This window comes from Bacteroidales bacterium (assembly GCA_035353855.1).
In the GTDB taxonomy this organism is placed as follows: Bacteria; Bacteroidota; Bacteroidia; order Bacteroidales; family CG2-30-32-10; genus DAOQAK01.
This window is the reverse complement of the sequence record DAOQAK010000043.1, coordinates 1-15316: the sequence shown is the minus strand read 5'-3', so window position 1 is coordinate 15316 and position 15316 is coordinate 1. Positions and strand designations below refer to the sequence as shown.

Below are 15316 nucleotides of genomic sequence, written 5' to 3'. Positions count from 1 at the left end.
AACTCTTTTCTGTCGGTATAATATAAAAAATGAGCAAGTTGGGTTTTATTAAAATTACCAATCAAAAGTAAACAATCTTTTTAATTTATTCAACTACCACTTCATCGCAAAACAGCCATGCTTTCTGGCCTGCACCGGGATGGTTATCGGGGCACAGTCCCCTGTTCTTTGCTTTTATTTTTATATAACGAACTGCTGTTGCATTCAAATCAATTTTGCTTTCACCAATACAAGCTTCATCATCTAATTGTGTTGCTGTGAAATTAAAAGTTTTAAAATTATTAAACGTGATATTATCTGTAGAAACAGAAACTTCAACCTGCATGGGTAAAAATATCCAGTCGTTGTACATTTGCAAAAATGAAATACTTACTTTGTTCACTGCAACAGCTTTTCTCATATCGATAACTACTTCCATATCGTTGCCATTATAGCCCTGCCAGTATCCCGAGTTATAAAGCATGCCGCCATTCGCGCCATCAACAAGACATGAATCGCCACCGCCCGTGTATTGTTCGCTGTATGGTTGTATATATTTTATTTTCGCATTATATGCCAGATGTTTTTTTATTTCTACACCAAAGGTTTTGGTTAAAGAAAAGTTTTTCATTTTTTCATTTGCCAGTTTGTTGAAAGTAGCTATAAAAGGAATCGTGTCCGTTAATTGTTTTGCATCTTTTTCGGGAACAAACGAAATGGCAATGCCACCGCACTTTTCCATAGCAGCATAAATAGTGTCGGTGTTTGTTACCAAATAATTTTTTATAAATATTTTTTCAGGATTTGTGTACCAATTGGTTTCGGCTGCATCAGCATAAACCGATGCAACATATGAAATACCATTTGACAAAAACGATAAAGGAATTTTACACAAACGTTCATACTGATTGGTTTGTCCGCCCAGGTACCAGTTGTTGTTGAACCTGCGCGCCATAACAACATACTCGCCCAATTTCGCCATAGGAACGCGGGTTTCGTGCCATACCGTTGGAACATCTTCAATGAATTTGAATGCAGCATTGTTTTCGTAATTCTCAATTTTATCAGCAGCCATTTGCAACTGACTGAAAATAGTAACGAACAATGCCAACTGGTTTGCCAATGTTGAATTTACACGAATATGTTTTTCGGAATTTATTATCATGTGAAATATTCCGGGCGTGTAATCATACGGTCCGGCTAACAAGCGTGTAAAAGGGAGAATGGTGCTATGATATGGTGGAATGGTTTTAAATGTTGCATCCCACTCGTGTCCGCGTGCTCCTTACTGCGAAAGCAGATTCGGGTATGTCCGGTCAATGCCTGTAGGCTTGATGGGTTCATGCACATCAAGCATCACATGATTTTTTGCGGCCAGCTCCACAACTTTTTGAAAATGTCTGACCATATATTGACCGTGATGCTGATTCCCTTTAGGAATGATGCTTCCGGCATATCCTGTTTTTAATGCAACAATATTTAATTTATGAAGAAAAGCAAATGCAGTATCGATTTGCTGCTCGAACATTGGAATATTTCCGCCCGTTTCGAAATGTGAAATGAATTCCACATTTTTTGATTTGCCATATTTTACCACTTCATCCAGATCAAAATCGGGATACGGTTTTACATAATTCTGAACACTCATTTTTCCATACTGCCATGTTTCCCAGCCTTCATTCCAGCCTTCGGCAAGTACGCCACCCATATTATGTTTCGCGGCGAAGTCAATATATTTTTTTGTGTCTATAGTATTAGCGCCGTGAGAAGCTCCGGCATACCATGTTTTTTCTTTTGTATGCATAGACCACCAAATACCAACAAACTTCATAGGTTTTATCCAGCTTACATCATCTATCCGGCAAGGCTCATTCAGGTTTTGCTCAATGCCTGATGTAACCAGCTGTTCAAGCGAAGCAGCGGTTTGCAAATATCTCCATGGTGTAACAAAAGGCAGCGATGCCGCAACTTTACAAGCATTGGAATCAGTCCATAAAAAAGCATTCAGTTGTTTAATATTTTTTTTATCGCGCATCAAGGTCATCTCCGAATAATCATACAAAGCGGCTTCGTGAATAGCAAAATAATTCCCGTTGATTCCTTCAAAAGTAATAGGTGTATTCACATGCGTAAGCTTGGAAACAGGAGCTTTGACATATAAACCTTCGTATGCAAAAACATCAGCGGGAATACTCCACGATTCCAAATCATCAGCAAAATTGAATGAACTCAATTCTTCGGTTACGATAAAATCCGTGAATTTATTATTTGCAGGCAACTCATAACGAAAAGCAATTCCATCGTCGAAGGCACGGAAAATAATTTTCAAAGGAATTTTAGTTTCCTTGTTGTACAACGAAACGGTAAGTTCGTTATAATTATTTTTTATGGTTTCCGAAATTCCCCAAACCGGTTTCCATGTTTCATTAAAACTGCGTTGCGCAATTTTTTCCACTACCATATTGGTTGACAGATCGGTTTCTTTAAGCTGAAGTCCCAATGCAGAAGTATCGAGCAGCAATGCTTTTTGGAATTGAACGGTATAACAGGGTTTTCCGTTTTGTATAAAAAATTTTATTGAATTAATATTATTGGGCGATGTAAGAATATATTCCTGTTGAGCAAAACCGCAATAAGCTGTAGAGATAAAAATTATAAAAATAAAAATGCGTTTAAAAGGCATATGGGTTATGATTCTTTTATAGCTTAGTTACTTTTTGTTTTCATTGTTTTGTCGCGTTCCCGATTTGCCATACAGTGTCTGGCTTTTTCCAAATTTTTCAAACAGTGTCTGTAATTTTGGATATTTATTTCTCAAGAAACAAACATTAATATGCAATCCCAGAAGCCAGCCATTTCTCGGCTTCTTTAAGTGTTATTCCTTTTCGTTTTGCAAAATCGGTGAGTTGAGTTTTATCAATTTTTCCAACATTAAAATATTTTGCCTGCGGATGCGCAAAGTACCAGCCACAAATAGATGCAGCAGGAACCATCATTGCCGATTCGGTTAAAGTGATGCCTGTATTTTTTTCGGCATCGAGCAATTTAAAAATTTCAAACTTGCTGCTGTGGTCAGGACAAGCGGGATAGCCCGGCGCCGGTCTTATTCCGGTATATTTCTCATGCAAAAGATCGTCAATATTATTTTTTTCATTTTTGCTGTATGCCCAAATTTTCTTTCTTACTTCTTCATGCAGGTATTCAGCAAAAGCTTCTGCAAAACGGTCGGCAAGAATACGAAGCATAAAAGCAGAATAATCATCGCCGCTATTCATAAACTCTTCGTATTTATTATCAGCACCAATACCAGCGGTAACTGCGAACATGCCTAAATGGTCGTTCACGCCACTACCTGCGGGAGCAATAAAATCGGCAAGACAACAATTGGGTTCATTATTTTTTTTCTGCTGGTTACGTAAAAAAGAAAATTTTGCAATTTCATCTTGATGTTTTTCATCCGAAAAAACAATCACATCATCTCCCCTGCTTGCAGCCGGATATATTGCCACTGCTGCATTTGCAACAAACAATTTATTTTTTACAATATCATTCAACATGTGTTGTGCATCATCAAATAATTGTTTTGCTTCCTTGCCTTTAACAGCATCATTTAATATTGCAGGATATTTTCCATTGAGCTTCCACTGATGGAAGAAAAATGTCCAATCAATATAAGGAACAAGTTTTTCCAGTTCAAAATTTTCGAAAACCGTTATTCCTTTTTTAGCAGGTGCTTTCACCGTTTCATTATTGAATAATGCTTTAAACTTATTGCTGCGAGCTGCTTCCAGCGATACTAATGTTTCTTTTTCTTTATTTGAATAATCTGTTTTTATCTGTTCATATTCATCATGCAACTGCTGAACAAAACCGGAACGTAAATTTTTCGACATCAGGTTTACTGCTACTCTTGCGCCATACGATGCATCATTTACATGAATCACAGGCTGGCTATATTCTGTTGCAATCCTAAGCGCAGTATGCACTTTAGAAGTTGTTGCGCCTCCAATTATCAAAGGAATATTTAAACCTTCTTTTTCAAATTCACGCGCGATGTGCACCATTTCTTCAAGCGATGGGGTAATTAATCCACTCAATCCAACAAGGTCGGCATTTTCATTTTTAGCAGCTTCAAGAATTTTTTCGGCAGGAACCATCACACCTAAATCGACCACTTCAAAATTATTACAAGCCAAAACCACACCAGCAATATTTTTTCCAATATCGTGCACATCGCCTTTTACTGTTGCCAAAACTATTTTTCCTGCTTTTGATTTCCCATTTTTTTTATCATTATCAAAATAAGGAAGCAGAATGCTTACCGCCTGTTTCATCACCCTGGCGCTTTTCACTACTTGCGGAAGAAACATTTTTCCAGAACCAAATAATTCACCAACATGATTCATCCCGCTCATTAACGGTCCTTCCACGATATTTAATGCAGCCGGGTATTTTTGTAATGCTTCATTGATATCATCATTTACAAATTCTGTAATGCCTTTTATAATTGAATATTGAATGCGTTCATCAAGTGATTTATTGCGCCACTCCAACACTTTCTGTTCTTTCTGCGAAACTGATTTTAGATTTTCAGCAAATGTAATCAAGCGCTCAGTGGCGTCTTTCATGCGATTCAAAACAATGTCTTCAGTCAATTTCAAAAAATCTTCAGAAATGTTATCATAAACTTCGAGCTGTGATGGGTTTACAATTCCCATATCCATCCCGGCTTTTACAGCGTGATATAAGAAAACTGCATGCATTGCTTCGCGTACCCTGTCGTTTCCACGGAATGAAAATGAAAGATTACTAACGCCACCACTAACTTTACAATATGGTAAATTCTCTTTAATCCATTTCACTGCATTGATATAATTCACAGCATAATTATCATGCTCTTCAATGCCTGTGCCTATTGACAGGATATTCGGGTCGAAAATAATATCCTGTGGCGGCACACCAACTTCGTTGGTCAAAATTTTATATGCACGTTCACAAATCTGAATTTTTCTTTCGTATGTCTCAGCCTGACCTTTTTCATCAAAAGCCATAACAATCATAGCAGCTCCCATCTGGTGAATGTGCAAAGCACGTTGTTTGAAAACTTCTTCACCTTCTTTCAAACTGATGGAATTCACTATTGATTTTCCCTGAACACATTTTAAAGCAGCTTCAATTACATTCCACTTCGAAGAATCAATCATCACCGGAACCTTAGCAATATCTGGCTCTGACGCTATCAGATTTAAAAACGTCACCATGGATTTTTCAGCATCGAGCATAGCATCATCCATGCAAATATCGATTATCTGCGCCCCGCCTTCTATTTGCTGACGTGCAACCGAAATGGCTTCTTCAAACTTTTTATCTTTAATAAGATTTGCAAACTTACGTGAACCCGCAACATTAGTACGTTCGCCAATATTCACAAAATTGCATCCTTCAAAAAATTCAACTGGTTCTAAACCTGATAACTTTGTTATTTTATCAGCAACGACAGGGATATGCGGTTTATATAATTTTGCTTTTTCGCTAAGAAGTTTAATATGCTCAGGTGTTGTTCCGCAACATCCACCAACAATATTTACGAAACCATTACCCATGTACTTCTCAACAATGGCAACCATTTCGGCAGCAGACTCATCGTATCCGCCAAACTGATTTGGCAATCCGGCATTAGGATACAGACTAATATAGTAAGGAGCTTTTTCAGAAATTGCTTCGATGTATGGTTTCATCTGAGCCGCACCAAATGCGCAATTCAAGCCAATAGAAAAAATAGGGAAATGCGAAACCGAAATTAAAAATGCTTCAAGTGTTTGTCCTGAAAGTGTGCGACCGCTTGCATCCGTTATGGTTACAGAAACCATCACAGGAACTGACATTTTCCTTTTTTCAAAAATATTGCTAATTGCAAACAATGCAGCCTTTGCATTCAACGTATCGAAAATGGTTTCAACAAGAAGTATATCGACATTACCATCAAGTAAACCTTCAACCTGTTCAGAATAAGAATCAACTATTTCATCAAAAGTAATAGCGCGGTAAGCAGGATTATTTACATCAGGTGAAATGGATGCCGTTTTATTCATCGGACCTATAGAACCTGCAACATAACGATATTTCGCAGTTTCCTTTTTATTATAATCATCTGCAACACTTCTTGCAATCTTTGCCGATTCGAGATTTATTTCATAAGAATATTTTTCAAGTCCATAATCTGCCAATGAAACTGATTGTGCTGTGAAAGTATTGGTTTCAATAATATCGGCACCTGCAGCAAAATATTCATCATGAATCTGGCGAATGACCTGAGGTTGTGTAATGCTCAGTAAATCATTACAACCTTTCAGGTTATGACTATGAGATAAAAATCTTTGTCCTCGGTATTCTTCTTCACTTAATTTATAACGTTGAATCATGGTACCCATAGCACCATCAAGAACAAGGATTTTATTTTTTATGATTTCTTCTATTTTCATTTTCTTTTTTTTATTTGCGTCACCTCTATAAGAGGGTGCATAATATTTTTGCAAATTTCTCAAAAATTAAACATACTTTAAAATGAATCTGTCATTTCTTTCATTATTTTTGCCGAATATTTAAAGTTATGAAAGTTTCGGAATACATCAGGTGCAGTAATAAACCTTATATTACATTTGAGATACTGCCTCCTTTAAAAGGGAAAAGCATTGAATCATTATATGGCATACTTGACCCGCTAATGGATTTCAAGCCGCCTTTTATTAATGTTACTTACCATAGCAGCGAATATACTTATAAGGAAAGACCTAACGGTTACCTTGAAAAAGTATTGATTCGTAAAAGACCCGGTACTGTTGGTATTTGCGCATCCATCATGTTCCGTTATAAAGTTGATGCTGTGGCACACCTTATTTGCGGAGGTTTCAGCAGGCACGAAACGGAAGATGCACTGATTGACCTGCATTATCTTGGAGTTAAAAATATCCTGGTTCTTCGTGGCGACCCGCCTAAAACGGAAAGGGATTTTACCCCGGAGCCTAACGGGAATAAACATTCTGTTGAATTATTAAGACAAATTGTAAATATAAACAATGGCATTTACCTTGAAGAAGATCTGAAAGATGGTTTTAAAACTGATTTCTGTATGGGTGTTGCCGGTTATCCTGAGAAACATTTCGAAGCTCCAAATTTATCTGCGGACTTAAATTTTCTAAAAAACAAGGTTGATGCCGGCGCTGAATACATCGTTACTCAAATGTTTTTCGACAACAGAAAATATTTCGATTTTGTAAACCAGTGTCGCAGCAAAGGAATTAATGTTCCTATTATTCCCGGTATTAAACCGATAACTACAAAAAATCAAGTCTCAAAAATACCAAGCACATTTCATGTTGATATTCCTGAAGATTTATACAACGCTATTGAAAAATGCAAGAACGATGCGGATGCTGCTAAAGTAGGAATTGAATGGGCTATTCAGCAGGGCAAGGAATTGTTGAAAAACGGGGCGCCCTGTCTGCATTTTTTCACTATGAGTAATCCAAAACCTATTGTTGAAATAGCAAAGGTATTATTTTAAGAAATCTTTATAACAGCAGTGGCGGCGCGTTTCACGCGCCGCCACTGCTGTTTATCGAAATATTTTAAATTAACAATTGATATTACTTCCCTTCCACTTTTCCTTTTATGCTTAAATTTATCACCGGTGTTTCGGGATCATTGGTTATAACAGTTATCGTTTTTGTAGGATCACCTTTTCTTCCTGTTGAATTAAACACAATTTCTATACTTCCGCTTTTCCCTTTCTTGAAAAGAAATTTATCACCGGCTACAGCAACATTAGATTTCTTTTTCTTTACACTTTTATTGATTATCTGTGTTGTAACACAACCACAGCTTGCTTTTATTTTCCTGATGATAAGATTTCCTTTACCATTATTTTTAAAATTAAAAGTGTACTTTGCCGTATCTCCTTCTTTAATTGTACCAAAATCATATATTTCATTTTCAAAAACAATTTTGGGTGATGTCTTTTTTTGTTCAGGAGTTAATTTCGAAAAATCTTCAAGAATATTTGCACTTACAGTTATTGTTTTATTGGCATCTATGCTATCATTTGTAGCAATGGTTACATAATCATATATCAAGCCCCAATCCTGCCTTTTAGAAGCATCATATGTAAGAATGATCAATCCTTTTTCTTTAGGCTCCAACTTTTCAGGTTTTACAATACATTTAGCAAAAGCCAGCTTTGTGGTAACTTCAAATGTCATTGGTTTATTCCAGTCGTTCAATATTTCAACAGTATCCGTTTTTGTTTCATAGTTTTTTAATTCCATAAAAGCAATATGATTCGACATCATTCGCAAATTCCCTGAAGCAACAGTAAACGTATCCTTATATGTTTTGGCTCTTGCCAACACTTCGCCGGTAATAATTAAAACCTGGGTTGGAACAGTAGCATTTGATGTAACTGTTATTGCTTTATGAAACTGCCCGGGACGGTTCATGGGATTATAAACAGTTTTGATATATCCTTTTTGTCCGGGCAATACCGGGTCTTTCGACCAATCAGCAGTGGTGCAGCCACAACCGGGTTTTACATTGGTAAGTTTTAATGGGTCGGTTCCTGTATTTGAAAAGAAAAAGGTATAAATAACATTTCCTCCTTCTTCTTTAATTTTTCCGAAGTCATGCGAGGTAGTATCGAATTTAATGACTGCTTTATTCTGTGAAATAACTAATGCAGGGAATAACAATAATGCAATAATAAAAATTTTAGTTCTCATAAATCAGATTTTGAAAATGCAAATATAGTTGATTAACTTATAATCTTATCGGCTAAGTCGGGAAAGTTGATACCGTCAAAATTACCAGAGCTCATCAGGAGAAGATTTCTTTTTTCCCAATTCAATTTCAATAAATCATTTACCAATACATTACTGTCAGTATATACCAGAATATCTTTTCTGTCGAATGCCTTTTGAACCTGCTCTTTTGTGATAGGAGGCAATTTTTTATGTTCAATAGTATGAGGATTGAAATATACACAGGCAGTATCCGCATATTTCATTGTTCCTTTATATTCATTTAAAAATTCTGCAGTAAGACTGCTGAAGGTGTGCAGTTCAATGCAAGCCACCAAATGTCGTTCAGGGAACTGTTCTTTTACCGCTTGTGTTGTAGCTATTAATTTTGAAGGCGAATGAGCAAAATCCTTGTAAATATTTGTGTAATCATTTTTCTTTACCAGCTCTAATCTTTTCGATGCACCGGCAAAAGAACTTATTGCTTCGAAATATTTTTCATCATTTATTCCAAGTTTATTACAAATATACCTTGCCCCATTCAGGTTTAACAAATTGTGTTTGCCAAAAATCCGTAATGGAAAAATTCCTGTTTCTGAATAAACATAAGTAATCCCATTACAAATTTTATATTCCGGAAAGGTATAGGGAATCTTATCAATATTCTTTTCTATTCCTTCACACATTTTTTTTAATACGTCATCTTCTTCGCAATAAATCAATGCTCCATTATCACTGATAAGGTTAGCAAATATTCTGAACTGTTCAACATAATTTTCAAACGTCGGAAAAACATTAATATGATCCCATGCAATGCCACTGATCAGGGCTATATCGGGCATGTACAAATGAAATTTCGGGCGGCGGTCAATTGGTGAAGTTAGGTATTCATCACCTTCGAGAATGATATATGGTGCCGACTCCGTAAGTTTTACCATCACATCAAAACCTTCAAGCTGCGCGCCAACCATATAATCACATTCCACATTATGATAATTCAGAACATGAAGCACCATAGCTGTAATAGTGGTTTTACCATGGCTTCCGCCAATCACAACACGTATTTTGTCTTTCGATTGTTCGTATAAATATTCGGGATATGAAAAAACTTTTATTCCTAATTGTTGTGCTTTCAGAAGTTCCGGGTTATCTGCCCTTGCATGCATTCCAAGAATAACAGCATCCAGTTCAGGTTGAATTAAATTTTCATCCCAGCCTTCTTTGGCAGGTAAAAGATTATATTTTGCCAGACGGCTTTTCGATGGTTCAAAAATTTCATCATCAGAACCACTGACATGATAACCTTTTTTACACAACGCAATTGCAAGGTTATGCATAGCACTGCCACCTATTGCAATAAAATGAACATTTTTCATTTTAATATATTCTTGGTTTAGGAACAAATTTAAAGCTAATGTTCATTGATAATTTACATCCCGAAAATAACATATTAACAGTCGATTGTGAATCAAAATAAAATTCATAAAAAAAGCAGCGATCTTTTCAAACCGCTGCTTCATCATTATTAATAAAGGTTTTTTATTTGACAAATCGGCCGGTTAAGATTTGCCCTTTACAAACAAGCTGAACAAAGTATAATCCTTTTGATAATGATGAGGTATTAATTTTTATCACATCCTGCTTACCTGAAATCATATTGTCACTCTGAATTACCTGTCCCATCGAATTAAGAATATTAATTTCTGAAACATCCTTTACGTTTTCACATTTAATATTTAATTCATCAACTACAGGATTTGGAAATATATTTATACTCCCGGTAATATTTTCGGTTGTTATTACTCCCATTGAATTTTCAAGAACATGAATATAATCATAGTAACTATAAATAAAAGAATCGCATTCTATTACCAGATTTGCCAGGTAATAACTGTTCACATTTATAGTATATTCAACTGTAACAAAACCCGCACTTGTATTTGAGTTGTCATATAAAATCCAGGTAACAGATATAGTTGAATCGTTAACAATAGTATAGTTATAAATCGATGCGTTATATATTGGGAAATCAAAACAAGTATCGACAGGAGTTGAAAAAATTGAATCCGCTTCATACCAGTTCAACGAATCAGAAACATTGAGTATTTCAAATGTAGCCCATGTCTGGCAAAAAGAACTATCAGTTACTACCACATCATAATATCCTGAAGTTAAACCGGAAATATTTTTTGTTGTAGCGCCATTACTCCATTCATATGAATATGGTGGTATTCCTCCGTACACATCTATATTTATAGCTCCATCAGCAACTCCCGGCGCTGATTCATTTGTTATTGAATTTCCCAGAACATAAATATCACAATTAAGCGACTGATCTATTGTTATAGTAGTACAATAAGTATCCTGGCATGAATCTCCTGAAATGTATAAACAAACATGATAATTTCCATTTGCATTATAAGTATGATAAGGATTCTGTAATGTTGATGAAGTACCATCACCAAAACTCCAATACCAGTTTGTTATATTTCCTGAAAAAGTATTTACAAAATAATATGAAAAATCATTTGCAGAAGGATAAGCATAAAAGAATGCATTGCAACTTATTGAATCAACAGATAAAGCAAAATCATTTCCGGTAGAGGGGAGTGAAGAAACCTGATACATTCCGGATACAGGGCAATTTAACTGATAACTGTTTACATTTGAAATTTTCACCTGGTATATACCTTCTGCAGGAGCATTAAAAATATATTTTCCATTATTATCAGAATTACACCATCCAAGGAAAGTCCCGGATTTATATAAATACACAGAAATTCCAGGAATTATCTCTTCACCATTATCAAATACACAATCATGATCTGAGTCATTAAAAACGATTCCCGAAATGGTGCTGCAATTGTCATAGATAGTGAATTCAGTACTGAAAGCAGTATCCGATATTCCATCGGGAGCAATTGCAATAAATTCGGCAATAAAAGTTCCTGTTGTTAAATATTGATGAGAAAAATTAAAAAGTGAGAAATAACTGTTCAAATCATTGGGATATGAATTAAGTGGTAATTTAAAAACAGTATCTGTAGCATCACCAAAATCTATTTTAACATCTACTGAATCCCCATCAGCATAATCTCTGGCTCTACCTGAAAAATAGAAATTGATATTCCGTGGTCCGCAAAATGGAATACTTGAATATAAAGTATCTGCATTATTGAATTCAATCATATTACCTGTAATTACCTGTGAGCAAAATGTATCACTGCATAAAACATTATTGAGCGAATCGGCTTTAATAATAAATAAACATACATCATGTATTCCATTTGTAAAAGTATGTGTCGGGTTTTGTAACTCAGAATATGTTCCATCGCCAAAATCCCAATACCAGTTTGTAGTATTTTCTGAAGAAGCATCAATAAAATGAACCGTGGAATTATAAACGCCACCTGCCGAATCGGGATAGGTATAAAAATTCGCATTACAGCCCACAGAAGGGATCGTGCTGCAGATAGAAAAATCTGCCTGCATGTAAATATTATTCTGATTAAAACTTACTGTTGTCATAACAAATGTGTTGTTACAATCATAAAGTCCAACCATAAATTCACCCTGGGTGTAGATCGTACCTTGATTTTCTACCGAAATGGTATCGCAATAAAACCCAAATGCATTGGTATACACCATATCATCAAAATCAAAAAGTGGTTGATACTGCATGCTGTCAGTATAAATATAAACTTCATGATTGACAACAGCTGTACCGCTTGTAGCATAAGTAACATATCCCGATATGGTTACTTCATGTATCTGCGAAAATACCGATATAGATATTATCGCAAAGAGCAGAGTAAAGAAGTTTCGTTTCATAATATCAATTATTAATTGTTGAACATTTAGTTTTCTAATCATAAGACATCATCTTTTTTATATCGCTGCTTAATTTTTTAAAAAAAATGCTTATCAAATAATATTTACTAACTGATGTAACGCAAAATCATTATTTGTATCGAAACAACATTATTTTATTATTATGTCCCGTTAGGGACAACAGCTTGGTAAAGAAAGGTACAACTCACTTCTCATTGTACCGTAGGTACTAAACTTTCATGACTATATAGCTTTCAAGCACGCTCAGTTAATTGGGTTGTACCTACAGTCGTGCTCAAAATACAATGAAAAGAAAAGAAAAGAGCTTTAGCCAAAACTAAGAATTAATGTTTCAATATCAAATCCATACCGTCTAAAAAATTTATCATATTCCTGTTGAAATGAAATATTTTTATGATGCTCTTCCTGATTAGCCATATATCCACAGTTAATAATGATTCCCTGTTCTTTGTTGACCATACTTAATGCACATAAACTTTTATGAATGAAATTTTATTTTATATGTTTGGGCTAAAGCCCGTTTTCTTGTTCTTTTTTTCAACGCCATAAATGGCGTTGATAGTTATACCAACTGTTAATTTATACTCGTTCTTATCCATTTTGAAAAAATTATTAGAACGAGTTATGCCGATAGTAACGCTTGTTGAAAAATTATTTTTGCAGTCGCCGCGGCGACCTGTTACGTATCGGTATAAATAGTCCAAAGGATATTTAAATTTTACAATGGTTATACCTGTTACATCTATACAACAGGTATTATTTTGCGTAACATCATTTACTAATTCCTTAATAAATAGTAAATTTGCTTTTATTAATTTTAATATTATTATATTTCGTTTAATGGACTTACATGTAATTTACACTGAAGATTTTAAACTCGATGGTGGCGCATGTTTTGGCGTAGTACCCAAATCGGTTTGGTCGAAACTTTACCCTCCCGATGAAAATAATAATGTCGATGTTTGCAATCGTTTGCTGCTTATTGAAACCGGCAACCGTAAAATTCTAATCGATACAGGTATTGGAAATAAACAAAGTGAAAAATATCTTTCCTATTTTTTTATTCGTGGCAACACGTTGGAAAAAGCATTATCGGAAAAAGGTTTTTCTCCCAACGATATTACTGATGTAATTTTTACACATCTTCATTTCGACCATGTTGGTGGCGCTGTAGTTTTTAATCCCGAAAATAAAAATACTAAAGCGCTTTTCCCTAATGCAACATATTATTGCTCAAAAGCACAATGGGATTGGGCTATAAATCCTAACCCCCGCGAAAAAGCATCCTATCATCCCGAAAATTATATGTCGCTTTATGAATCAGGAAAATTGCAATTTATAATGAAAGAAGGTTCCTTCGCTGATGGAATTTCCATTTTGATAACAAATGGACACACCCAGGGACAAGTGATTCCGGTGATCGATTATAAAGGAAGAAAAATTATTTTTATGGCCGATTTCATTTCTGCGGTTCCCAACATCCCTATTGCTTATATACCAAGCTACGATGTGCAACCTTTACTTAGCCTTAAAGAGAAAACCGATTTTCTTGAAATTGCAGCAAATGAAAATTATATATTATTTTTCGAACACGATTCGCATCATGAATGCTGCAACGTACATAAAACTGAAAAAGGAATACGTGTAAAAGATATTTTTAAGCTGACCGATATTTAATGAACACCGAAGAATTAAATAAAAAGTTTGCTAAAGCAGAAACCCAGGAAGTTCTGAAATATTTTTTTAACGAATACAAAAATAAAATTGTATTTGCCAGCAGTCTTGGGTTGGAAGACCAGGTGATTACCGATATGATTGTAAAAATAAATCCTAACGCAAATATTTTTACACTTGATACAGGAAGAATATTTCCCGAGACTTATGAATTACTCGAAAAGACTAACAAACATTACAACATAAACATAAAAATATTTTTTCCTGATTTTACAGAAGTGGAAAAAATGGTAAATAAAAAAGGCATTAATCTTTTTTACGAAAGTGTTGAAAACAGAAAACTTTGTTGCAAAATTAGAAAAACACAATCATTAAAAAGAGCATTAACCGGCATGGATGCCTGGATTTGCGGGCTTCGCCGCGAACAATCAATTACCCGATTCGCTACACCACTTGTGGAATGGGATAAAGAAAATAATTTAATAAAAATAAATCCTCTTTATGAATGGACGGAGCAACAGGTTTGGGATTACATCAAAAAGAATAATGTTCCTTACAATACTCTGCATGATAAAAATTTCCCAAGCATCGGTTGCCAACCTTGCACACGTGCAATAAACAAAGGAGATGATATTCGTTCCGGCCGCTGGTGGTGGGAAGAACCGGAAAATAAAGAATGTGGATTACACAAAAAATAATTTACATAAATACAAAAATGACAAATTATTATGTTCCTAATCGCAGAACGAATAACATACAGAATATTAAATTTACAAGTTAAATTTCGACCTTCAGGGATTTTCGTAGTAAAACAAGATTTGATTTTGTGCGAAAGCTATAAGCTAAGAAAACGCTGTTTGACGAGTTCAGGTTTTTTAACTGAACGAGGAGTTTGTTTTCGGGGAGAAAAACAAATCGTAGCTTTTACAGAAAATACATGAACGTCTTGAATTTTCTTTTGTTACTTTTGTCTTAACCCCCTATAAGTTAGACATATTTTTCAAAAGAGTTTAGGTTTT

At 35.0% G+C, this 15316-nt stretch carries 9 protein-coding genes and 1 pseudogene; 3 read left to right on the top strand and 7 right to left on the bottom strand.

The window, feature by feature from the left end; genetic code table 11:
- Window positions 1-85 precede the first annotated feature (85 nt).
- The 3 genes and pseudogenes from PKK00_11235 to metH all read right to left on the bottom strand — a co-directional run bounded on the left by PKK00_11235 (window position 86) and on the right by metH (window position 6515).
- The gene (locus tag PKK00_11235; GenBank protein ID HNW98971.1) at window positions 86-610 is read right to left on the bottom strand and encodes a discoidin domain-containing protein; all 525 of its coding nucleotides are present in this window, start codon (window positions 608-610) and stop codon (window positions 86-88) included.
- Between the two features lie 90 nt (window positions 611-700).
- Window positions 701-2662 (bottom strand): annotated as a pseudogene (locus PKK00_11230) (glycoside hydrolase family 97 protein).
- Window positions 2663-2807: 145 nt separating this feature from the next.
- Entirely contained in the window at window positions 2808-6515 is a 3708-nt protein-coding gene (gene metH, locus PKK00_11225; GenBank protein ID HNW98970.1) for a methionine synthase, read from the bottom strand.
- A 74-nt stretch (window positions 6516-6589) separates the two neighbouring features.
- Here metH and metF point away from each other — a divergent pair, with 74 nt between their 5' ends.
- Window positions 6590-7543 carry a methylenetetrahydrofolate reductase [NAD(P)H] gene (gene metF / locus PKK00_11220; protein ID HNW98969.1) on the top strand — a complete coding sequence of 318 codons (954 nt, stop codon included), beginning with the start codon at window positions 6590-6592 and terminating at the stop codon, window positions 7541-7543.
- Window positions 7544-7625: 82 nt separating this feature from the next.
- On the opposite strand, the gene PKK00_11215 is transcribed toward metF, so the two are convergent.
- The 4 genes from PKK00_11215 to PKK00_11200 form a co-directional block, all read right to left on the bottom strand.
- Window positions 7626-8753, bottom strand: a complete 1128-nt coding sequence (locus PKK00_11215) for a DUF1573 domain-containing protein (GenBank protein HNW98968.1) — start codon at window positions 8751-8753, stop codon at window positions 7626-7628.
- Between the two features lie 32 nt (window positions 8754-8785).
- Complete coding sequence (locus tag PKK00_11210; GenBank protein HNW98967.1) at window positions 8786-10147, bottom strand: Mur ligase family protein; 1362 nt, start codon at window positions 10145-10147, stop codon at window positions 8786-8788.
- A gap of 163 nt (window positions 10148-10310) precedes the next feature.
- A complete protein-coding gene (locus PKK00_11205) occupies window positions 10311-12644 on the bottom strand; it encodes a PKD domain-containing protein (GenBank protein ID HNW98966.1) in 2334 nt (777 codons plus the stop codon).
- Window positions 12645-12929: 285 nt separating this feature from the next.
- On the bottom strand, window positions 12930-13082 hold the full coding sequence (locus PKK00_11200; GenBank protein ID HNW98965.1) for a hypothetical protein: 153 nt from the start codon (window positions 13080-13082) through the stop codon (window positions 12930-12932).
- Between the two features lie 381 nt (window positions 13083-13463).
- On the opposite strand from PKK00_11200, the gene PKK00_11195 reads away from it, so the two are divergent.
- Window positions 13464-14300: an MBL fold metallo-hydrolase gene (locus tag PKK00_11195; GenBank protein HNW98964.1), complete on the top strand. Its 837-nt coding sequence runs from the start codon at window positions 13464-13466 to the stop codon at window positions 14298-14300.
- Window positions 14300-14995 carry a phosphoadenylyl-sulfate reductase gene (locus tag PKK00_11190; protein HNW98963.1) on the top strand — a complete coding sequence of 232 codons (696 nt, stop codon included), beginning with the start codon at window positions 14300-14302 and terminating at the stop codon, window positions 14993-14995. The genes PKK00_11195 and PKK00_11190 overlap by 1 nt, the downstream gene beginning before the upstream one ends.
- The last annotated feature ends 321 nt before the right edge of the window (window positions 14996-15316 follow it).

Coding starts and splice junctions, on each gene's coding strand:
- PKK00_11205 (HNW98966.1), bottom strand. CDS start 12,644: ATGATTAGAAAACTAAATGTTCAACAATTAATAATTGATATTATGAAA.
- PKK00_11200 (HNW98965.1), bottom strand. CDS start 13,082: ATGGTCAACAAAGAACAGGGAATCATTATTAACTGTGGATATATGGCT.
- PKK00_11190 (HNW98963.1), top strand. CDS start 14,300: ATGAACACCGAAGAATTAAATAAAAAGTTTGCTAAAGCAGAAACCCAG.
- PKK00_11235 (HNW98971.1), bottom strand. CDS start 610: ATGAAAAACTTTTCTTTAACCAAAACCTTTGGTGTAGAAATAAAAAAA.
- PKK00_11210 (HNW98967.1), bottom strand. CDS start 10,147: ATGAAAAATGTTCATTTTATTGCAATAGGTGGCAGTGCTATGCATAAC.
- PKK00_11195 (HNW98964.1), top strand. CDS start 13,464: ATGGACTTACATGTAATTTACACTGAAGATTTTAAACTCGATGGTGGC.
- metF (HNW98969.1), top strand. CDS start 6,590: ATGAAAGTTTCGGAATACATCAGGTGCAGTAATAAACCTTATATTACA.
- PKK00_11215 (HNW98968.1), bottom strand. CDS start 8,753: ATGAGAACTAAAATTTTTATTATTGCATTATTGTTATTCCCTGCATTA.